The 21,028-nt window shown below is 40.4% G+C and carries 17 protein-coding genes and 1 riboswitch; of the genes, 8 read left to right on the forward strand and 9 right to left on the reverse strand.

The window, feature by feature from the left end:
* The 6 genes from BUA96_RS06895 to BUA96_RS06920 form a co-directional block, all read right to left on the reverse strand.
* Positions 1 to 1,053 (reverse strand): ATP-grasp domain-containing protein, encoded by a 1,053-nt coding sequence (locus BUA96_RS06895; protein ID WP_072981603.1) that lies wholly within the window; start codon positions 1,051 to 1,053, stop codon positions 1 to 3.
* Positions 1,054 to 1,055: 2 nt separating this feature from the next.
* The gene (locus BUA96_RS06900) at positions 1,056 to 2,879 is read right to left on the reverse strand and encodes a peptidase MATCAP family protein (RefSeq protein WP_072981605.1); all 1,824 of its coding nucleotides are present in this window, start codon (positions 2,877 to 2,879) and stop codon (positions 1,056 to 1,058) included.
* A gap of 232 nt (positions 2,880 to 3,111) precedes the next feature.
* Positions 3,112 to 3,726: a deoxynucleoside kinase gene (locus BUA96_RS06905; protein ID WP_072981607.1), complete on the reverse strand. Its 615-nt coding sequence runs from the start codon at positions 3,724 to 3,726 to the stop codon at positions 3,112 to 3,114.
* A 4-nt stretch (positions 3,727 to 3,730) separates the two neighbouring features.
* Positions 3,731 to 4,540, reverse strand: a complete 810-nt coding sequence (locus BUA96_RS06910; protein WP_128755660.1) for a hypothetical protein — start codon at positions 4,538 to 4,540, stop codon at positions 3,731 to 3,733.
* Between the two features lie 131 nt (positions 4,541 to 4,671).
* Positions 4,672 to 5,355: a response regulator transcription factor gene (locus BUA96_RS06915; protein WP_072981611.1), complete on the reverse strand. Its 684-nt coding sequence runs from the start codon at positions 5,353 to 5,355 to the stop codon at positions 4,672 to 4,674.
* Positions 5,348 to 6,835, reverse strand: coding sequence for a sensor histidine kinase (locus BUA96_RS06920; RefSeq protein ID WP_072981832.1), 1,488 nt, complete (start codon positions 6,833 to 6,835; stop codon positions 5,348 to 5,350). The genes BUA96_RS06915 and BUA96_RS06920 overlap by 8 nt, the downstream gene beginning before the upstream one ends.
* A gap of 126 nt (positions 6,836 to 6,961) precedes the next feature.
* Between BUA96_RS06920 and BUA96_RS06925 the strand changes: the two genes are divergently transcribed.
* The 3 genes from BUA96_RS06925 to BUA96_RS06935 all read left to right on the forward strand — a co-directional run bounded on the left by BUA96_RS06925 (position 6,962) and on the right by BUA96_RS06935 (position 11,422).
* On the forward strand, positions 6,962 to 7,783 hold the full coding sequence (locus tag BUA96_RS06925; protein WP_072981613.1) for a GLPGLI family protein: 822 nt from the start codon (positions 6,962 to 6,964) through the stop codon (positions 7,781 to 7,783).
* Between the two features lie 64 nt (positions 7,784 to 7,847).
* A complete protein-coding gene (locus BUA96_RS06930; RefSeq protein ID WP_072981615.1) occupies positions 7,848 to 8,684 on the forward strand; it encodes a GLPGLI family protein in 837 nt (278 codons plus the stop codon).
* A gap of 38 nt (positions 8,685 to 8,722) precedes the next feature.
* A complete protein-coding gene (locus BUA96_RS06935) occupies positions 8,723 to 11,422 on the forward strand; it encodes a carboxypeptidase-like regulatory domain-containing protein (protein WP_072981617.1) in 2,700 nt (899 codons plus the stop codon).
* An 87-nt stretch (positions 11,423 to 11,509) separates the two neighbouring features.
* Here the strand turns inward: BUA96_RS06935 and BUA96_RS06940 are convergent, their stop codons facing one another.
* From BUA96_RS06940 to metK, 3 genes are all read right to left on the reverse strand, one after another.
* Positions 11,510 to 11,752: a hypothetical protein gene (locus BUA96_RS06940; protein WP_072981619.1), complete on the reverse strand. Its 243-nt coding sequence runs from the start codon at positions 11,750 to 11,752 to the stop codon at positions 11,510 to 11,512.
* Between the two features lie 119 nt (positions 11,753 to 11,871).
* Positions 11,872 to 12,798 (reverse strand): 2-hydroxyacid dehydrogenase, encoded by a 927-nt coding sequence (locus tag BUA96_RS06945; protein ID WP_072981621.1) that lies wholly within the window; start codon positions 12,796 to 12,798, stop codon positions 11,872 to 11,874.
* 84 nt (positions 12,799 to 12,882) lie between these two features.
* The gene (gene metK / locus BUA96_RS06950) at positions 12,883 to 14,136 is read right to left on the reverse strand and encodes a methionine adenosyltransferase (RefSeq protein ID WP_072981622.1); all 1,254 of its coding nucleotides are present in this window, start codon (positions 14,134 to 14,136) and stop codon (positions 12,883 to 12,885) included.
* Between the two features lie 309 nt (positions 14,137 to 14,445).
* Positions 14,446 to 14,550: riboswitch (SAM riboswitch) on the forward strand.
* A gap of 72 nt (positions 14,551 to 14,622) precedes the next feature.
* On the opposite strand from metK, the gene thrA reads away from it, so the two are divergent.
* From thrA to BUA96_RS06975, 5 genes are all read left to right on the forward strand, one after another.
* Positions 14,623 to 18,006 carry a bifunctional aspartate kinase/homoserine dehydrogenase I gene (gene thrA / locus BUA96_RS06955; protein ID WP_072981624.1) on the forward strand — a complete coding sequence of 1,128 codons (3,384 nt, stop codon included), beginning with the start codon at positions 14,623 to 14,625 and terminating at the stop codon, positions 18,004 to 18,006.
* 26 nt (positions 18,007 to 18,032) lie between these two features.
* Entirely contained in the window at positions 18,033 to 18,455 is a 423-nt protein-coding gene (locus BUA96_RS06960; protein ID WP_072981626.1) for an OsmC family protein, read from the forward strand.
* Positions 18,456 to 18,638: 183 nt separating this feature from the next.
* Positions 18,639 to 19,805, forward strand: coding sequence for a trans-sulfuration enzyme family protein (locus BUA96_RS06965; protein WP_072981628.1), 1,167 nt, complete (start codon positions 18,639 to 18,641; stop codon positions 19,803 to 19,805).
* Positions 19,806 to 19,835: 30 nt separating this feature from the next.
* On the forward strand, positions 19,836 to 20,249 hold the full coding sequence (locus BUA96_RS06970) for an RrF2 family transcriptional regulator (RefSeq protein ID WP_009778805.1): 414 nt from the start codon (positions 19,836 to 19,838) through the stop codon (positions 20,247 to 20,249).
* A gap of 135 nt (positions 20,250 to 20,384) precedes the next feature.
* Positions 20,385 to 21,014 (forward strand): phosphoadenosine phosphosulfate reductase domain-containing protein, encoded by a 630-nt coding sequence (locus tag BUA96_RS06975; RefSeq protein WP_072981630.1) that lies wholly within the window; start codon positions 20,385 to 20,387, stop codon positions 21,012 to 21,014.
* Positions 21,015 to 21,028 lie beyond the last annotated feature (14 nt).

Genomic DNA, 21,028 nt, shown 5'->3' on the forward strand with positions numbered 1-21,028 from the left:
TTAGTGCATTGAGGCTAATTCGCGGTTTGAAAAGCCGTGCGTGTAATGCTTTTTATAAGCTACTTTACGCTCTATCGCTTCGATCACCGGATCTGTAAATTCAGGAAGGCCAATAGCTTCACAGTAATCTAAGCCGCCGGGGCTCAGCACATTGATCTCGATTAATTTATCATCTACCACATCTAGACCTACAAAGAAAAACCCATCTTTTATCAATTTAGGCGCTGTGATCTCTACGATATGTTCCATAGCCTTGGTGAGTTTTGCCGGTTTTGCTTTCGCGCCTAGCGAGAGGTTACTTCTGAACTCAGTTTTATCACTGTTCACCCGTCGTATAACAGCGAGCTTCCCGTTTTCTTCCAGAATGCGACCGTTAACCAGAATGATTCTCACATCACCTTTACTTACTTCCGGTAAAAATTCTTGTGCGATAACGTAGCCCAATTCGGTTAAACTGGTGATGATCTGATTGAAATTCTTTTTTTCTTCATCTATCAAATACACGTTCTGCCCTCCGGAACCTTCAAGAGGTTTGAGTACGATCTTTTTGTCACACTTTTTCCAGAATTTTAGGAGTTCGTCTTTATCTCGCGTTATTAAACTTTTGGGCTTGATTGAAGCCGGTAATTCTTCAAAATACAGCTTATCTATAAATGCATTAGACATAGCATCAGCATCATTGAGCACCAAAACTCCTTGCTCTTGCAGCATACGCCCAAAAGCAATGCCGGAGTGTTCTGCCCAATGTCTGTCGTCTGTTTCTTCGGTGGGATTATTCCGCAGAAATACCACATCAATTTTAGAAGAATCTGCCTTGGTCCAGGCTAATTGTTCATCTTGAACCTGCTCCCAGAATTCTTGAGGTGTTTTATACTTTAGATCTTCGGGTATTTTTTTACAGGTAAGTTTGATGGGCCCACCCTGATAAAAATTAAAACCACCTACGTTCATTACATAAACTTCGTGGCCGCGCTGATGCGCTTTTCGCATTAATACTACTGAAGTACCTACCGGCTCGGTGGCAACATCACTTATTACAAAACATATTTTCATGATTAGATCATTTTAGATAGTGTAATGCCTTCTTTAAAGGCGTTTAGTTTGGTTGAGAAGTTGGTATTCTCAAAATACCGTGGAATAATCTTAGGCGCATTGAGCAACTTGCGTTGCGTGAGATCGTTTATAATATCTACGTGTTTTAGGGCAAATTTTCCTGCAAGTAAAGGCTGTAAGTCGCCACCATTGCCTAAGTAATCCCTGAGTTCTACAAGACCTTTGAGATAGATGATATCTTTTAGAAAACCACCGCCTTGAAACATTCGAGAGGTGATATTGAAGGCGCGCTCTTTTGTAAAACCATAGTCGGTATAGAGATGATGAAAAACCGATTTGAAATCGGCTCCGTTCATAAGATCTTCACCGGCGACCACACGCCCGGCCAAAATTCTCAGACGGTTACCGGTTAAACCGCCGCCCAGATATTCTGAAAGTACCGCAATCCCTTCTTGAGTTGCATCATAATCGGCAAAGCCGGCCGAGAGCTGACTCAAAGGCTGCTGGCTTCCATTAAAATGCGTGAGTGCGTGCGTACCCAACTCATGCTGAATTAGTGCCTGCGCTTCTATTTGCGTCATTTTATAATCTGCCGGCAAATACAATTCGCCATTAGAGACCATAATGATATTCACATCGTCGCGAATGTGGATGTTGCTTTCAAAATGGGGTGCTTGCTTTTTAAAATATTCAAATTCTACTTTGGCCAACTCTTGAAACTGATGCGCGTCAATAGTCTTTTCTGTAGACTCTTCGTGATTTTCAGGAATGGTCTCTAGAATGAGTTTGGCTTCGGCTAAAACATTTCTGGGGACTCCCTGATATAATCTGATGCTGCTGTAAAAGAAGTTTTTAGAACCCCGTTCTTTGAGCATCGTAAGTTCTTTATCTAATTCTTCGCGTTTTTCATTATACAAATAGGAGAGCGAAGGATCATCGATCTCATCTATACGCAAATTATAAAGTTCCCGCTTAAGTAAATCAGGATCTACCGGAAGCAAGCGATAGTGATAGGTATCGATTTCTTCAAAATTGGTTTCAAAGAACTTGTACCGTAATGCCTGAATATTTACCGGTGCTACCAGCAATAAAAATTGATATCTCGATTGAATTTCAGTGATTTGACGGTCAATTTTTAAAACCTCTTTATGTATGCGACGACGGCCTAGATTGTGATAGCTATGAATGTCTGAAGTGGTTTGTACGCGTATAAATTCATAGATCGTTTTCTGAATAGCTTTAGCCAACTTATCGCGGAACATTCTAAAATACAACGGATACATTTTACCGCTTTTATTACAATATACAGGCGGTAATTCGAGTCCTAAAAGCGTTCCACCGGCAGCCTTCAATTCATCAATATCAAATAGAGGTTCGTCGCCGGGTTTTTGGCGGTTTTTGGTGTGATTGATTTGTGCACCTAGCTTTAAGTCGTACCTGCGACTGTCAATCGCAGAAAGTTCTTCAGACAGCGTTTCAAGCGAGGCCGGTAATTTATGCGAGGGTCCTTTAATGATAAAGTCAGTGCTTGCGGGTTCTCCCTTGTATAATTCTAACAGAATAAAAGACCCAAACCTGTCGGCCATTTTGGTGGTCAATTCTTTTATAAACTCCCGGAAATATTCAAAATGAGAATCACCGATAATGAGGTAGGATGCTCCGGTTCGCGCCAGGCGCATAGTGGACTTATCTTTCGGTTTTTTTCGATAGATAAGCAATGCAGGGACGTCGTGTTCAAGAACTAAAAATCCGCCGTATGGCAAATCGCTCATCGTGCGTTTTCCGGGTTCTAAATCAGCTAAAAGTTCGCTTGTTTCACTGGTCATTTTAAATGCGCTTCTCTATTTACTACATCAAATTAGCAGAAAGAAGCGCAGCTAGCAAACGTTTGCGAGGGAATAGATCAAGGTTTAAGAGAAGTTTGGCAGGAAGCGATACTGCTTTAACACAGAATTAAAAAAGCCTGCGCTCAGGCAGGCTTTCGATCCTTTTTTTGAAAGGAATTGTATTCGTTAATCGAGATATATTTTTGCGAGGAAAGTCCCCGAAATTTGATACTTAAAACAGTCCGTTGATCTCAGCGTCGATCTTGTTGATGATGTCTCCCAGATCTTCAGGATTATCAACAAAATTGATGTTGTCTACATCTATGATAAGTAAGTTACCTTTGTTGTAGTCGTGAATCCAGGCTTCGTAGCGCTCGTTTAGTCGGCTTAAATAGTCGATAGAAATCGAATTCTCATACTCTCTCCCGCGCTTGTGAATCTGTGCTACCAGATTAGGAATGCTGCTGCGTAAGTAAATAAGCAAGTCCGGACCTTGGACCACGCTTTCCATAAGTTCAAAAAGCGAGGCGTAGTTGTGAAAATCGCGATTGGTAAGCAATCCCATCGCGTGTAAGTTGGGCGCGAAAATATGCGCATCTTCATAGATCGTACGGTCTTGAATAATGTCTTTGCCGCTTTCTTGAATCTCTAATAATTGTCTAAATCGGCTGTTTAAGAAGTAGATCTGAAGGTTAAAAGACCAGCGCTCCATCTCATTATAAAAATCGTCCAGATAAGGATTATCTACAACATCTTCATATTGCGGTTGCCAGTTATAATGTTTTGCTAGAAGTCTTGTGAGAGTGGTTTTTCCGGCGCCAATATTGCCTGCAATCGCGATGTGCATGAGATTAGGATTTAGGTAGCTTTAGTGTGTAGGTTGAGATTTTTTCTGAGCGGTAAAGATACAGGTTTCCTGCTTTCAAATAAAACGCTTTAGTGTCTTGCGGAAGGTTTTTTATTTCTTGCCATGAAGCCGATTGTTTGGTTCTGATATATAGTTTTTTATCTTGAATACCGAAGAGACTTTCATCAAGAACCGCAATGTTTGCTAATGATGTCGCAGGAAGTTTTTCAAGTAAACTTCCGTATTGATTGTAATGGTATAGATTGTTTTCTGTAAGTACCCAGCAGGTATTAAAATCACTGGCAAGTTCTACGGCGATATCCGGCTGCGGAGTAAAATTGCTGTCAACACGGTTGTTTTGATAGTCAAAAAGTTCCAGACGTTGCAGATCAGTATTAAAGATCCAGAGTCGGCGATCGCTTGCCGTGCGTGCGTGACTTACATTTCTGAAGTTTTCGATGGCGTTAAAATTAACTCGGGTGATTTCATTCAAGGTGTTGTCGAGAATCACCGCAGTATTCGTTTCGGCATAAAAAACTGTAATGAGCAACGGATTTAAAAGATCTACAGTACTGATTGCGCCCAGCCGCAAATCACTAAACTGAATGGTTTTGTCTTTGCTCTTTTTATAAAGCGCGCGGTCTTTTACGTAATAAAAATTGTTATATGAATCAACACCGATAAAAGTTTCTGCTTTAAGCGATACAGCAGTGTCTAAAGGTAATGCAGAAACTTCCAGACTGTCCTGGGCACATAGTGTGGAGATACAAAAGAAGATAAAAAGAAGCACGTTCCGCATTCTTGAAAAATACAAAATAATGCTGTTTTAGAAAGGTCTATAACTTTGGCACCGCCAAAAGGTTTTACACTGTGAGGTTAAACTCAAAGTTGAAAATTTGCTTTTAACCAAGATATATTGAGCTTGCCTGAGGTAGTTTCCTGCAATCAACACGTAAGTTTATAACCAAAACCTCGCACGTTTATGATTTGAATACGCTCGTCTTTTGATAATTTTTTGCGCAGTTTCGAGATAAACACATCCATACTGCGTGCTGCGAAGAAATCGTCTGAATTCCAAAGTTTGTTGAGAATGAGGCTGCGATCGAGTACTTGATTTTTGTTTTTGATGAGATGAAATAATAAATGCGCTTCCCTGTGGGTGAGTAAAACCGGTTCTTCGGTTTGGAACTGTAAGATTTGTTTTGGGAAGTTAAATTGATACTCACCTAAAGTTAGCACTTCAGATTGCGATTGAAGTTTTTTACGCGCGACCAGATTGTGAATGCGCACGATCAATTCTTCCATACTGAAAGGTTTTTTAAGATAATCATTTCCACCTATGCTAAAGCCTTCTACAACATCGCTAGTCTGTGATTTTGCCGTGAGAAATATTATAGGAATGCTGTCATCTTTTGCCCGGATCTCTTTAGCTAGTGTAAAACCATCTTTCTTGGGCATCATCACATCGAGTACCAAAGCATCATAGCTTTTTTGCTCAAAAAGTTTTAGCGCTTTTTCGCCATCTTCGGCAAGGTCTACAGTGAATTCACGGCTTTCCAGACTCTCTTTTACAATTTGCCCCAGTGCAGCTTCGTCTTCAGCTAAAAGTAAATGAGTTGTATTAGGCATTGGGCAAGTCGATTTTAAAAGTGGTTTGAGAAGTTACAGAAACATCGATGCTTCCGCCATGTTTTTCAATAATTTTCTGAGTGTAATAGAGTCCGATCCCAAAGCCTTTCACGTCGTGCGTATTCCCTTTAGGAACGCGATAGAACTTCTCAAAGATTTGTTTTGCTTCGGCTTTGCTTAACGAAGTGCCGGAATCTGAAACCAGAATGCTGTAAGATCCGTTGCGGGAATTCAGGGTAACTTCGATAGTATCTCCGCCATATTTCACGGCATTATCCAGTAAATTGTTCAGGGCATTATCCAGATGAAAAGCATCACCCAAGATCCAATTGTTTTCTCGTAAAGCTGTAAAACGAATACTTTTCTCAGGCGCGAGCGTTTGATGCTTTTGAACCAAATTTTCTAGGATCTCATTTAGGTTGATCTCTTCCTTGTTGAGTGCGAGCTCTTCACCATCTAAGGTTGCGGTTTCTAAAAGTTTTTCGACCATCATCGTAAGTTTGTCGAGTTGGGCGGTGGAAGTATTCACATAATTGCCGGTTTTGACGGGATCATTTTCACGATTGAAATTTTTGATTCCCTCGAGCGCGACACTTATGGTCGCGATAGGCGTTTTGAACTCGTGTGTGATGTTGCTGATGAGATCATTTTTAACTTCGGCAAGTTGTTTTTGACGGTTGATGATCTTAAGTAAAAACAGGAGGCACGCGATCACAGCAGTCATTAATAGGGCAGAAAGCAATATTCCTAGAAGATTGCGTTTCCAAACTTCCTGTTCAATATTGTCGTAAAATAATGTGAATGTACTCTTGTTAGGTAAATAGCCTGATTTTGCTTCAGCCTTTAGATTTGTAGTGTCTATTTGTGAGAGGTTGAAATACTGTTTCAGTCCTTTTTTGTTTAAAAAGCGATATCCATAATCTACACTTAAGTTTTTCTGATTGAGCTGTTCTTGAATGTAGTTGTTCATTTCAGGAATTTCAATAGAATCAGTACTTATCGAAATAATAATACGATTCGCTAAGGCAAACTTGCCTTTAAGACTGTCTGTATTACGCGGGTTTAAGAACGATTTCACAACATCTCTGCGCTCATCTAATGAGACCCTCAATTCTGAAGCAAGCGTGTCCATATTCAAGGCTTGAACACCTTTGAAAATTTTGATATCGTGAATATCTTGGGGTTTCAGACTATCTAGTCCTTTAAAACCTTGAGAAGAAATATCAATACGCTTGGTAATGGTATCCAGACCTTTATTTTCTAAAATATTTCCTTCATAGGAAAGTCCGATTGTATTTTTCTCAGCCAGATCGATGTAGTAATTGTCAATCGCAAAATCAAGGCTGGTTTGTATTTCGTTGATGAGTTGCTGTCTGGAGGCTTGGTAATTTTTATAGTTCCAATAAATCTGTATTGCAAGTGTGACGACAATCACAGCTGCTATAAAATAGATGAGGTACGAATATTTTCGATTTTGCATAAACCAAAAATAGAGCGAAAAATTGACAGCCGGATTTTCAGTTAACACTCGTTAACACTGGTTAACGCTTTTCGATCTTTTTCCTGCGCATCTTTGTTTCAGTAATCAATCACAAATCAAACTGTTATGAATTTTAGATTTTTAACTATCGTTGTCTTTTTTCTCGCTTTCGCGGAAGCTTTAATGGCACAGGACTTTCAAGGGGTTGCGACCTATAAAAGCAGACGCAAGGTCGATCTCAAAATGAATGGAGAAAATATGTCCGATGCGATGCAGGAGCAAATTGCAGCCCAACTCAAAAAACAATTTGAAAAAACCTATACGCTTACTTTCAACCGTAATGAGTCTTTGTATAAGGAGGAGGAAAAACTAGCTGCTCCTGATGTGGCTTCTTCTAGCGGCATACAGATTAAAATAAGTCAGAGTCGCGATATTCTTTACAAAAACACTGCAGCGCAACGTTACGAGCGTCAAGAAGATGTATTGGGAAAAATCTTTTTGGTAAAAGACAGCTTATCAAAACCTCAGTGGAAACTGGAAAAAGAGACAAAATCCATTGGGGATTACACTTGCTTTAAAGCTACCCGTATCGAGGAGGTAAACAGTCAGACATTTTCTTCAGAAAGTATGAAAACGGTAGACACTTCGTTTACTAAAACCGTGACGGTATGGTATACGCCGCAAATCCCTGTGAGCCACGGTCCTGGTATGAATTGGGGATTGCCGGGCTTAATTTTAGAAGTGCAAGACGGAGACCAAACAATTTTATGCAATCAGATCGTGCTCAATCCCGAAGAAAAAATCGAGATCAAAGCTCCTGAAAATGGTAAAGTAGTAGGCGAAGCCGAAATGAAAACCATTCAGGATGAGAAGATGAAAGAGTGGATTGAGCGTAACAGCAGCACTCGGGAAGATGGTAAAAGCTTTACCATAAAAATAGGTGGATAAAATCTTTTAGACCGTTAAACCTTTGAAGCGTAGTGAAGTCAAAAAGCGATAAACTATTTGACTTATGAAACTTCAATCTTTATTTCTGGCTTTGGCGCTAGCCTTAATGACTAGTGCGATTAATGCGCAACAATTTGATGGAGGGGTAGCCACTTACCAATCTAAAACATCATTTGATTTTGAAAACTTTGGTGGTCGCGAGATGAGCGAGCAAATGAAAAAGCAATTTGCCGAGCGCATGAAAAGCCGTCTGGAAAAAACCTTCACGCTTACGTTTACTAAAGACGAGTCTATTTACGAGGAAGAGGAAAAACTTGAAGCGCCCGGAGCCGGTGGTGGTATGCGTTTTATGGGTGGTGGTTTTGCACAAGGCGGAATCTATAAAAACATTGCTGAAGACACCTATGCGCGTGAAAACGACTTGATGGGCAAATCTTTTCTGGTAAAAGATACGTTAAACAAGCTAGATTGGAAGTTAGAGAAAGAGAGCAAAATGATTGGCCAGTATGCGGCTTTTAAGGCGACCGCTGTACGTAAAATAGAAACCAGTCCTTTTGAGGCTATGCGTCCGCCGCGTCCCGGTGCTGAGGCAGATACCACTGCAACCTCGCCAAAAGAAGAAGTGATCACCGCCTGGTACACGCCGCAAATTCCCGTAAGTCAAGGTCCTGATGAATATTGGGGACTTCCAGGGTTGATTCTTGAAGTGAGTGCCGGCCGCACGGTGATCTTATGCAACAAAATCGTGATCAATCCTAAAGAAGGTCTTGCTATTGAAAAGCCTAAAAAAGGCGATGAAGTTTCTCGTGAAGAATATCAAGAAATAGTTGTCGAGAAAACTAAAGAAATGGCAGAGCGCTTTGGCAACGGCAGACGCCGTGGTCCCGGTGGTCGCGGATAAAAACCCAAACTTCAACCTAAAAACAACAACTAACCTTTATGAAATACCTTTTATTTTTAGTTATGGGCTTTAGCCTTTCAATCTCTGCGCAGAGCGTGCGTGTGAGTGGTACGGTTAAAGACAGTATTGGTACTCCATTAGAACTTGCTAATGTGATCGCTACCCGCACTGATACCGGAGAGATGGAGTCGTATGCGATCTCAAACACTCAAGGTCGCTATCAATTCAACCTTCCTACAGGGGCAAAATATTCGTTGGTAGCGAGCTTTTTGGGGCTGGCGCCTACTACGCAAGAACTTGATATTACACCCGGAGCTGATGACATCTCATTGGATTTTGTCTTGTATCCTGCCGAAAATCAGCTGGATGATGTAGAGATCGTTTACGAAATGCCGGTAGTGGTTCGTGGTGATACCATCGTTTATAATACCGATAGTTTTACTAACGGAACCGAGCAGAAATTAGGAGACGTACTTAAAAAACTTCCCGGGGTTACGGTGACCGATGATGGTGAAATCGAGGTTGAAGGGCAAACCGTTTCTAAAGTAATGATCGAGGGGAAAGACTTTTTTGACGGCGATTCTAAATTGGCGACCAAAAATATTCCTGCTGATGCTCTAAAAAAGGTTGAAGTGCTTAAAAATTATAACGAAGTAGATCAAATGCGCGGTTTGGGTAATGATCAAGATAATGTCGCAATCAACCTAAAGCTGAAAGAAGGTAAAAAGAATTTCTGGTTTGGGGAGTTGCAAGGCGGAATCGGTGATGGCGAACAAACGCGCTATCTGGGCAGTGCCAAATTGTTTTACTACAGCCCCAAAGGAAGCATCAACTTGATCGGGAATTCTAACAATACCGGCGATGTGCCGTTTACGTTTAGGGATTACTTCAATTTTACCGGTGGATTCAGAAATTTCAATTCGCGTGGCGGAACTTCATTTAATATTTCAGACAGCGGACTCGGATTTTTGGTTTCTCAAAACAATAGAGCCAATGAGATCAAAACCAATTTTGGCGCGGCAAACTTCAGTTATGAAGCTTCAGATGCGTTGGATTTAAGCGGATTTTTACTCTTCAGTGATAATTCAACCGATTTTATTCAGCGTAGCTTACGCAACTATATTGCTACCGGTGCGACCGAGGTGAATACACAAAACAGCAATCAAAGCAATCAATTGGGAATGGCAAAATTCAGTGCGATATACAAGCCCAGCGATAAGCTTCAGTTGGATTATGATGTGCTTGCAAAAAAATCTCAGCAAGAAGAATTGACCGATGCACTCTCTGTTTTTACAGATGAGAATGGCGTGACCAACAACCCGATCGACGAGAATAAAGACAATAATCCGTTCAGTTTAAATCAAAACCTTAACGCGTATTACACGCTGAATGAGAAGAATATTTTTGCCGGTTTTGTGCAGCATTTGTATCAAAAAGAAGATCCGTTCTATCAGGCCATCGTGACGCAGCAACCTTTTGCACAGATTCTTCCTTTGGATACCAATCAGGATCGATTTAATATCAATCAGGATAAAATGATCGAGACCAATAAACTGGACAGTAAGATTGATTACTATTATGTGATCAACGACAAAAGTAACCTGAATTTAACTTTAGGAACTACCCAAAGTCGTCAGGATTTCAACTCGGCTATCTTTCAGATTCTTGATAACGGAAATCAAAATGAGTTCATAGATGCAAGCTTAAATAATGATGTTGTCTATCGCTTTAGCGATGTGTTTTTAGGAGCGCACTACAAGTTTAAAACCGGGATTTTCACCTTTACACCGGGAGTAACTTTGCACAACTACAATGTAGCTTCTGAGCAATTAGGAATTGAAACCAGCGAGAATGAGTGGAAGCTATTACCTGATCTTTATGCGATCGCCGAGTTTAAGCAAAGCGAAAGTTTACGCCTCAATTATCAGATGACTGCAGATTATACAGACGTGAATAATTTTGCTGAAGGTTATGTGTTTAACAACTACAATCAGATGTTTCGCGGTAACCGAAATATTGAGAATGCGATCTTTCATACCGCTCGGTTGAATTATTTCAATTTTAATATGTTCAACTTCACCAATCTGAATGGTGGCGTGAGTTATACCAAGCGTGTTGATGCGATCAAAACAAGTACTGCGATAGATCAGATCAACCAGGCTTCGTCGCCTATCAACAGTAATTTTGTAGATGAGGTGTTGAGTGCTAATGGGCGTTTTCAAAAAACTTTTAGAAAGTGGAAGGCCAACTTGAGTGCGAATGTTTCGTATAGCGAATTGAATAACATCATTAATACGCAACCTACACTATCTCAAAATTTCACACAGAATTATCAGGGAAGCGTAGAAACCAATTTTAAAAACGCACCCAATTTTGAAGTAGGTTATAACCGAAGCATCAATAATTATCAAAACGGAAACAGCGATCGCGTGTTCTATACAGACCGCCCGTTTGCCAATATGGATGTGAAATTCTTAAACGGATTTACTCTTACGGCAGACTGGAGTTATTACAATTATTATGATAAAGACGATACCGTACAAAATGAATATTCCTTTTTTGAGGCCAGTTTACGCTATCAAAAACCGGAAAGTAAATGGGAATTTAGGTTGGATGGAACCAACTTATTTAATGTAGATTCTTTGAATAATGACAGTTTTAATGAAACCTTCAGTACCACTACAGAGTATTTTGTGATGCCGCGTATTGTGATGCTTTCGGTAAAGTATAATTTATAGCGGAAGCTATCTTTGTTTATTGTGTTTAAAACAAAACCCGAAGCTGTGAGGCTTCGGGTTTTAATTTTATTCAATTTCTACAAACGGTTACGCTTGTTCAAGTTTATTCATTTTCATTTGATACTCTTCTGTCGCTTCTGCGATTTTCTCAACGTTGTCTGATGCTTTTTGATGCGCATCTTCCATCGCTTTTTCTAGATCCTTGTCCGGATTTTGGAAAAGATCTGTGATTACGTGGTTAATTTTATCAATGATGCTTTCTTGGCTGTTCTTAATATCTTCCAACTTATGAAGCATCGTTTCCATTTGATCATACTTTGCTTGATCCATAATTTTTGATTTTTAGTGAGTACAAGGTAGCAGTAAGGAGGTCTGAAACCGAGGTTTTTAACCCGGTTTTAATGGAATTTTGCAGCTTTTAACGGAAAAAAGCCTGATTTAAGAGTTTGTTAATATCCCTTTTTAGCCTGAACTTGGTTCAATAATTCCTCCCCGTTTTGCATACGTTGGTAGTTTTCAGTTACCTGACCAGATACTGAAGCCGCATTGCTCATACTTGCAATATGCGGGGTGATAATAATATTTTCGGTTTGCCAAAAAGGATGTTCTTCAGGTAAAGGTTCGTTATGAAAAACATCTAGCGCAGCTCCGCTTAATTGCTTGTTATTTAATGCTTCGATCAAGTCATCATCTACAAGATGACCGCCGCGTGCAACATTGATGAGGTAAGCACTTTGTGGAAGTTTTTTGAATAAATCTTTATTCAAAATTCCCTTGGTGTTTTCTGTCAACGGAAGCAAACACACCAAAATTTCAGATTTTAAAAGAAAAGTGTCGAGTTCATCTTCAGTGTAGCTTTTAATACCGTCAACATTTTTTGCTGAAGAAGACCAGCCAAGTACATTAAACCCGATTGCTTTCAGCATAGTCCCCACGGCTTGCCCTAAAGTGCCGAAGCCTAAAATTCCTACGGTAACATCTTTTGCGCGCTTATAGTCAGTAGGTTTCCAGGTGTTTTCTTTCTGTAAACGAGCGTAAGTTTTTAAATTTCTGATGTGATTTAGGCACAGGGCAGCGACAAATTCTTGCATATCACTTGCCAATTTATCGTCTACCACGCGGGTAAGGATTACATCTTTAGGTAGCGACTCATCTTCAAATAGGTGGTCAACACCGGCTCCCATAGAACCTATTACTTTTAAGTTGGGATACTTAGCATAACTACCTTTTGGTGCTTTCCAGGTAATCGCCATCTTCGCATCTGCGGGATCTTTAATAGTTTCCGGGGTAACCACTTCAATGGAAGGATCGGCCTTGTGTAAAGCCTCGATCCACGGTTGATAATCTTTATTATTTCTGATGAGTAAAAGTGCCATAGTATACATTTAGGTGTCCCGTAAAAATAAAAAATGCCACTCGTTGTAGGTGGCATTTTTAAGGGTTTAGTATTTTGATAACGTCTATAGACCGAAGGCTTCCTTAACCTGATCTACATAGTCTAGTTTTTCCCAGGTAAAAAGTTCAACCTCTTTCTCGATTCGACCGCTGTACGGACTTTCAAAAACCTTAGTGATAGTTCTAGGATCTTTACCCATATGCCCGTATGCCGCAGTCTCTCTATAAATAGGATTACGAAGTTTCAAGCGGTCTTCAATCGCCGCAGGACGCATATCAAAAAGCTCTCGTACTTTTGCAGCGATTTGCCCATTGCTCAATTCAACTTTAGAAGTTCCGTAAGTATCAACGAATATCGAAGTAGGTTTAACAACACCAATCGCGTAAGAAACCTGAACTAATACTTCATCAGCAACACCGGCAGCAACAAGATTTTTGGCTATATGTCTCGATGCATAGGCCGCAGAACGATCTACTTTACTAGGGTCTTTTCCTGAAAATGCACCACCACCGTGAGCGCCTTTTCCGCCATACGTGTCCACGATGATCTTACGTCCTGTAAGTCCGGCATCTCCGTGAGGACCACCAATTACAAACTTTCCGGTTGGGTTGATGTGGTAAACAATATCATCATTAAAAAGCTTAGCAAGCTCCGGATGTAGATCATTCTTCACACGCGGAATCAAAATCGAAATAATATCCTCCTTGATCTTAGCCAGCATTTTTTCATCCTCATCAAACTCATCGTGCTGCGTAGAAACTACAATAGCTACGATTTTTTGAGGCACGTTATCATCAGAATATTCTATCGTTACCTGTGCTTTTGCATCAGGTCGCAGATAAGTGATGTCTTTATTTTCTCTACGCAGCTTAGCTAATTCGATCATAATGCGATGCGAAATGTCAAGCGCAAGCGGCATATAATTTTCGGTCTCTTTGGTTGCGTAACCAAACATCATCCCTTGATCGCCGGCACCTTGCTCTTCTTTAGAAGCGCGGTCAACCCCTTGATTGATGTCTTGTGATTGCTCGTGAATTAAAGAAATAACACCACAGCTGTCGCCACTAAATTGATACGCACCTTTAGTGTAACCAATATCGTTGATCACGCCACGAGCAATGTTTTGAACATCGATGTACGTGTCGCTTTTTACTTCTCCCGCAAGCACCACCTGGCCGGTAGTAACAAGGGTTTCGCAAGCAACTTTTGATTCAGGGTCAAAAGCTAAAAAATTATCGAGTAAGGTATCGCTTATTTGATCTGCGATTTTATCAGGGTGTCCTTCAGACACACTTTCTGAGGTAAATAGGTAAGCCATTTCAGCATTTTTTTGATTCCCGCCAGTGGGATGAAATTTTAATACAAAAGGATTTGACGAATGCCTGATAAATGGTAGTAAGGTACTGCCTTTAGCATTTTTTACGCTGATGTTTCAGCATAAGAGGTTGCAATCAGTCAAATCTTTCCTCTTTTGAGAGGACAAATGTATAACTTTAGAAGATATTACAAAACGGGTTTTGAAATCTTATGATTTTTTATGACCCTTTAAAAAATTGCCGTGTTTTACTTGCATATCTTTAAAACGTTTTGCAATCTTTGCGCTCACAAAGTTCAAACACGTACTGAGATGTTATCAAGAAAGGCGGAGGGAATAGACCCGATGAAGCCTTAGCAACCCTTTCTCTCGAAAGAAGGTGCTACATTCTATCTGTTTTTGCAGAATAGATAACGCAAAAGGATATTTTCCTCACCACTTTCTTGCTTTCATTTTTCGGTTTTGCGGCTAAAGCCACGATAGATTATTATGTTACAAAAACTGAAAATAGAAAATTTTACAACCCAATCGGGTTATCAATTGGATTTGCAATTGAGCTATGAAACTTTTGGTCAACAATTGGGTGAAGCTCCTGTAATTCTGGTAAATCACGCCTTAACAGGTAATTCTCACGTCAGCGGCCCAGAGGGCTGGTGGAATGAGATTATAGGCGATGATAAGTGTATAGATACGCGTAAATACAGCATACTTTCCTTCAACATTCCCGGTAATGGTTATGATGGTTTTTTGATCGAAAACTATAAAGAATTTGTTGCGCAAGATGTTGCCCGCGTTTTCTTAAAGGGATTAGAGCTTCTTGAGATCGAATCACTTTTTGCAATTATTGGTGGTTCCTTGGGAGGCGGAATCGGTTGGGAAATGCTCACGCTTCAGCCGGCAATCACAGCGCATTTTATTCCTGTGGCTTCCGATTGGAAATCTACCGATTGGCTTATTGCAAACTGCCAGATTCAAGAACAGATATTGAATAATTCCTCACAGCCGGTTCACGATGCGCGTATGCATGCGATGCTATGTTACCGCACACCGGAATCGTTCAAGAACAAATTTCAGCGCAGTACCAATGAGGATCTCAATATTTTCAATGTAGAGAGTTGGTTAGATCATCATGGCCATAAACTGAAAGATCGCTTTCAGGTTTCTGCTTATAAGTTGATGAATCAGCTTTTAAAGACGATTGATGTGACGCGTGGTCGTGAAGGGTTCAATGAAATTCTGAGTACGGTTGAGGCGAATATTCATATCATTGGTGTGGATTCTGATTTGTTTTTTACACCTGCGGAAAACAGAGAAACCTACAAGCAACTGGCGCAACATAAAAACAATGTGACTTATGGAGAGATTCATTCCGTGCACGGTCACGATGCTTTTTTGATCGAATTTGAGCAACTCGAGCAGCTGTTGTATCCTGTGTTTAGAGAAGATACGGCAAAGCTGAAGATCTTAAAGTTCGGTGGAAAATCTCTCGCAAACGGAAAAGGTCTAGACACCGTTTTAAATATTATTAAATCGAAAGTAGCCAACGGCGAACATATCGCGGCAGTGCTTTCTGCACGTGGCGGTGCTACCGATGAGTTGGAAGCGATTCTTGAAGCAGCAGCTTCAGGACAAGCCTATAAACATCAGATCGAAGCATTCAAGTCGTATCAACAAAGTGACTTCGATGTTGATCTTACTGAAGAATTTTCAGAACTGCAACGTCTTTTTGATGGCGTCGCACTTTTAGGCGATTACAGTAAAAAAGTGAAAGATGAGGTGCTGTCTTTTGGAGAATTGATTTCGGTAAAAACAGTGACGCATTTATTGAAAAAAGAGGGTGTAAAGGCACAGTTTACAGATTCGCGTAAGCTTATAAAAACCAACGGCGTTTTTGGTAATGCGCAGCCTAACGACAAGCTTTCTAAAGAGCAAGTGGTAAAACACTTCACTAAATATAACGGCGATACGGTTAATATTGTAACCGGTTTTATCGCTAGTGATGATAACAATCAAACCACCACGTTGGGCCGTAACGGGAGCAATTATACCGCTTCTCTGCTTGCTAATTATTTAGATGCCGGTGAACTTCAAAACTATACGCACGTTGACGGAATTTTCACAGCAAATCCAGACTTGGTTCCGGGAGCGCAGAAGATCGAACGATTGACGTATAGCGAAGCAAATGAACTCGCAAATTTTGGTACTTCGGTGTTGCATGCAAAGACGATTATTCCACTAATTGAAAAGAATATTCCGTTGCGTATTTTAAATACGTTCAACGCAGATGACAGCGGAACTTTGATCACCGCTCAAGAAGAAAAAGAAGGAATTAAATCGCTTTCTGTTTTAAGCGAAATGGCGTTGATAAACTTAGAAGGACGCGGACTCCTTGGAAAAGTGGGTGTTGATGCGCGTATTTTTAGAGCTCTTGGAAACAGCGGTGTGAGTGTGAGCATCATTGCGCAGGGATCTTCTGAGCGCGGCATTGGTCTTGTGGTTGAAGCAAAACAAGCGCAATTGGCAATTTCCGCTTTGCGTTTTGAGTTTGAAGCCGATTTTCAGAATCAGGATGTAAACCGTATCGAAATCATAGACGAAGTTGCGGTGATTTCGATCGTCGGTCAGGATTTGAGCAGTTTTCATAAACCGTATAGCGAACTCATAAAAAACGGAATTGTGCCGTTATTATTCAACAACACCGTGACTGGTAAAAACGTGAGTGTGGTGGTGCGCAAACCGCAATTGACCAAAGCTTTAAATGTGGTGCACGGTGAGATTTTTGGGATTGCTAAAAAGATCAATATTGCGATCTTCGGTCACGGCTTGGTGGGCGGAACTTTGATTGACCAGATCGTTGCTTCGGCGGCAGCTATTCAAGACCGCAAAGGCATCGCGCTTAATATTTTTGCGGTAGCCAATTCAAAGAAAATTTTGTTCGATAAAGATGGCGTTTCAGAATCCTGGAAAACTGATTTTGATGCTCAAGCTACAGAAGGTGGGATTCAAGAGGTTATCGCTTTCGCGAAAGCGAATCATCTGGCTAACTTGATCGCGATCGATAATACGGCGAGTGCAACTTTTATCAAAAATTATATTGATCTGGCCAAAAATGGTTTTGATCTGGTTTCTTCAAACAAGATCGCCAATACGGTCGAGTTTGATTTTTATCAAAAACTGCGTCGGGTGTTGGATGATAATAATAAGCGCTATTTATATGAAACCAACGTAGGCGCGGGTCTTCCATTGATTGATACGATTAGGTTGTTGCATCTTTCCGGAGATAATATTACACGTATTAAGGGTGTATTTAGTGGTTCGTTAAGTTATTTATTCAATACCTTTTCTGTGGAAGATAAATCTTTTTCAGAGGTGCTACAGGAAGCGATTGACAAAGGATTTACAGAGCCTGATCCGCGTGAAGATTTGGGCGGAAATGACGTAGGTCGTAAATTATTGATCTTGGCTCGGGAACTGGACTTGCATAAAGAATTTAGCGATGTGCAGATCGAAAATTTAATTCCGGAGCCATTGCGTGAAGGAGCCGCTTCAGATTTCTTAGGAAGATTAAAAGAGTTAGACCCGGTTTTTGAAGCGCGTAAAAAAGCCTTAAAAGAAGGCGAAGTTCTGCGTTATGTTGGCGACCTTTACGGAGATTTATCTCAGGAAGATGGCGGTACGCTCGAAGTAAAATTGGTGACCGTTTCAAAAAACTCCGCTTTAGGCCAGGTAAAAGGCAGCGACAGTATTTTTGAGATTTATACCGAATCTTATGGCGAAAATCCGCTGGTGATTCAAGGAGCCGGTGCCGGTGCAGCAGTTACAGCACGTGGTGTTTTTGGAGATATTTTAAAACTCGCAGAACGGAATAGTTAATAGCAATAGAAATAATAATAAATAAAATGAAAGTTACACTCGACCGTAAAAACAACGATTATCTGTTTGAAGCTAAAGGTGCTTCAGGCAATTCGGTAATGATCGATAATAAAACTGTAGATGAAGTAAAAGGCAGCAGCCCGATGGAGCTTTTGTTGATGGGTGTTGGCGGTTGCAGTGCGATCGATATTATTTCGATTTTGAAAAAACAAAAACTCGAGATCGACACGTATCACGTAGAGGTTGAGGGAGACCGCAAAGAGGTAGGCCAGGCAAAGCCCTTTAGTGCGATGCGTGTACACGTGTATCTTGAGGGTGATATTCCGCCGGCAAAAGCCTTACGCGCAGCACAACTTAGTTTTGAAAAATACTGTTCGGTTTCTATCACACTCCAGGCAGGTGTTGAAGTGACTTACAAGGTGTTTTTAAACGGGGAAGAAGTGGAGTAGATTTGAGATCTAAGACATGAGATTTTAGAATAAAGAAATAAGAGTAGAGAGAAAAGAAGTGTAAGACAGCTATTGAATTTTGAACCTCCTAATAACTAAGAAAACAATATCAGATTTTAAACAACGCATTTGAGCATAAAAGTCATCTCAAATCTATCGTCTAAAGTCTAACATCTAAATACAATGAGTAAACATTTTGAAACCGAAGCGATACGCACGCAATTGAACCGAAGCGAATATTTAGAGCATTCTGTGCCACTTTATTTGACTTCAAGTTTTGTATTTGAAGATGCTGAAGATATGCGTGCTTCCTTCACAGAAGAAAAGGAGCGTAATATTTACAGCCGTTTTACCAATCCTAACACCAGCGAATTCGTAGATAAAATTTGCAAGATGGAAGGAGCCGAAAGCGGTTATGCGTTTGCAACGGGGATGGCAGCGGTTTTTTCAACATTTGCTGCCTTGCTTGATAGTGGCGATCACATTGTGTCGGCCCGATCGGTATTTGGTTCAACCCATTCTTTGTTTACAAAATTCCTCCCAAAATGGAATATTGAAACCTCGTATTTCAAAGTGGACGAAGTAGATCAAGTAGAAAGCCTAATTAAGCCGGAAACTAAAATTCTTTATGTAGAGTCACCTACAAACCCGGGTTGCGACGTTTTAGATCTTGAGCATTTGGGAAATATTGCGAAAAAGCACAACCTCATTTTTGTGGTTGATAATTGTTTTGCAACCCCTTATTTGCAACAGCCTATTAAATTTGGTGCAGATATCGTCATTCATTCTGCAACAAAGATGATCGATGGTCAAGGCCGTGTGTTAGGTGGCGTGAGTGTTGGTCGTGCCGATTTGATCAGAGAGATCTATTTGTTTTCACGCAATACTGGTCCGGCTTTGTCTCCTTTCAACGCTTGGGTACTTTCAAAAAGTCTGGAAACTCTACATGTTAGAGCAGATCGGCACTGCGAAAATGCGTTAAAAGTAGCCGAATTTTTAGAAGGGCACGACAAAGTGAATATGGTGAAATATCCGTTCTTAAAGTCGCATCCGCAGTATGAGGTGGCTAAAAAACAAATGCGTCACGGCGGAAACATCGTTGCTTTTGAAGTCAAAGGCGGAATCGATGCCGGCCGTAAGTTTTTAAACTCAATTAAAATGTGTTCGCTTTCTGCGAATTTAGGTGATACGCGTACCATTGTGACGCACCCTGCATCCACAACACATAGTAAACTGGCTGAAGAAGATCGTCTTGAAGTTGGCATCACTGACGGTTTGGTGCGTTGCTCTGTCGGTCTAGAACATGTAGAAGATGTGATCGCCGATCTTGATCAAGCATTGAACGCATAGATTTCTAACAATTTTGCATACTTTTAGGCCGTGTTATCAAAAAAGACCAAATATGGCCTAAAAGCATTAGCTTATGTTGCTAAGCATAAGGGAGAGGATCCTGTGCAGATAGGAGCCATTGCTAAAAGCGAAAATATCTCTCAGAAATTTCTAGAGAGTATCATGCTTACATTGCGTAAAGCCGGTTTTTTGGGAAGCAAAAAGGGTAAAGGCGGCGGTTATTATTTGCGCAGACAACCTGAAGAAATCAAAATGGTTGAAGTGATGCGTATACTTGAGGGGCCTGTTTCTATGGTACCTTGTGTAAGCCTCAATTTCTACGAAAAATGCGATGATTGCCCTGATGAAACAACGTGTTCTGTACACAGTTTGATGGTGCAATTGAGAGATAGCAATCTGGCGGTATTGAATAAAAACACGCTTGCAGACCTGATTGCTGAGTAATTCCGAAGATTTAGCTTAAATGCTGAAAATCACTTAAAAATTTCAAAAAAACGCCAAAAGATTTGGTCAAGAAGCGAAGTAGATATACTTTTGCTTTATAATCCTACTATTCCGATAGGATTTAAATATTATGTTATGACTGACGATCAGCTTCTATATATTAAGGCACATTTAGATGAATATAATGAAATGCTAAGGGATAAAGGTCCCGAGCATATTATTAGGTTTATTTTGAGCAGTTCAAAAAGGCCAATTTTAACCAGTAATTTTGGGCCTTATTCAGCAAGTTTGATACACGCCGTGTCTAAACAAAAGAATGGGATACCTCTTATTTGGTGCGATACAGGCTTTAATACGCAACAAACTTTGAGTTTTGCTGATCGCATTAAACAATCGTTACCAATTCAATTAAAAAGGTACCAGCCTAGTAAAAGGTATAGTGAGAATGAATTGCCCTCAGAATCTGGAGAAGCTTTTCAAAGTTTTGTGAACGATGTAAAACTGGAGCCTTTTAAGCGAGCCTTGACCGAACATAATCCTGATGTGTGGTTTACAAATATTAGAAGGGGTCAAACAGCTTATCGAGACACTTTAGATATACTGAGCCTTACAAATGATGGAATTTTAAAAGTAAGTCCATTTTATTATTGGTCAGATACAGAGTTGAGAGCTTATTTAAGTCAACATAATTTGCCTAATGAGTTCATTTATTTTGACCCAACAAAACCAAAGTCAAACTTAGAGTGCGGGATTCAGTTTAAATAGTTTTTTTACCTAAA

Origin of the sequence: Leeuwenhoekiella palythoae (genome assembly GCF_900130045.1) — a bacterium.
Classification (GTDB): domain Bacteria; phylum Bacteroidota; class Bacteroidia; order Flavobacteriales; family Flavobacteriaceae; genus Leeuwenhoekiella; species Leeuwenhoekiella palythoae.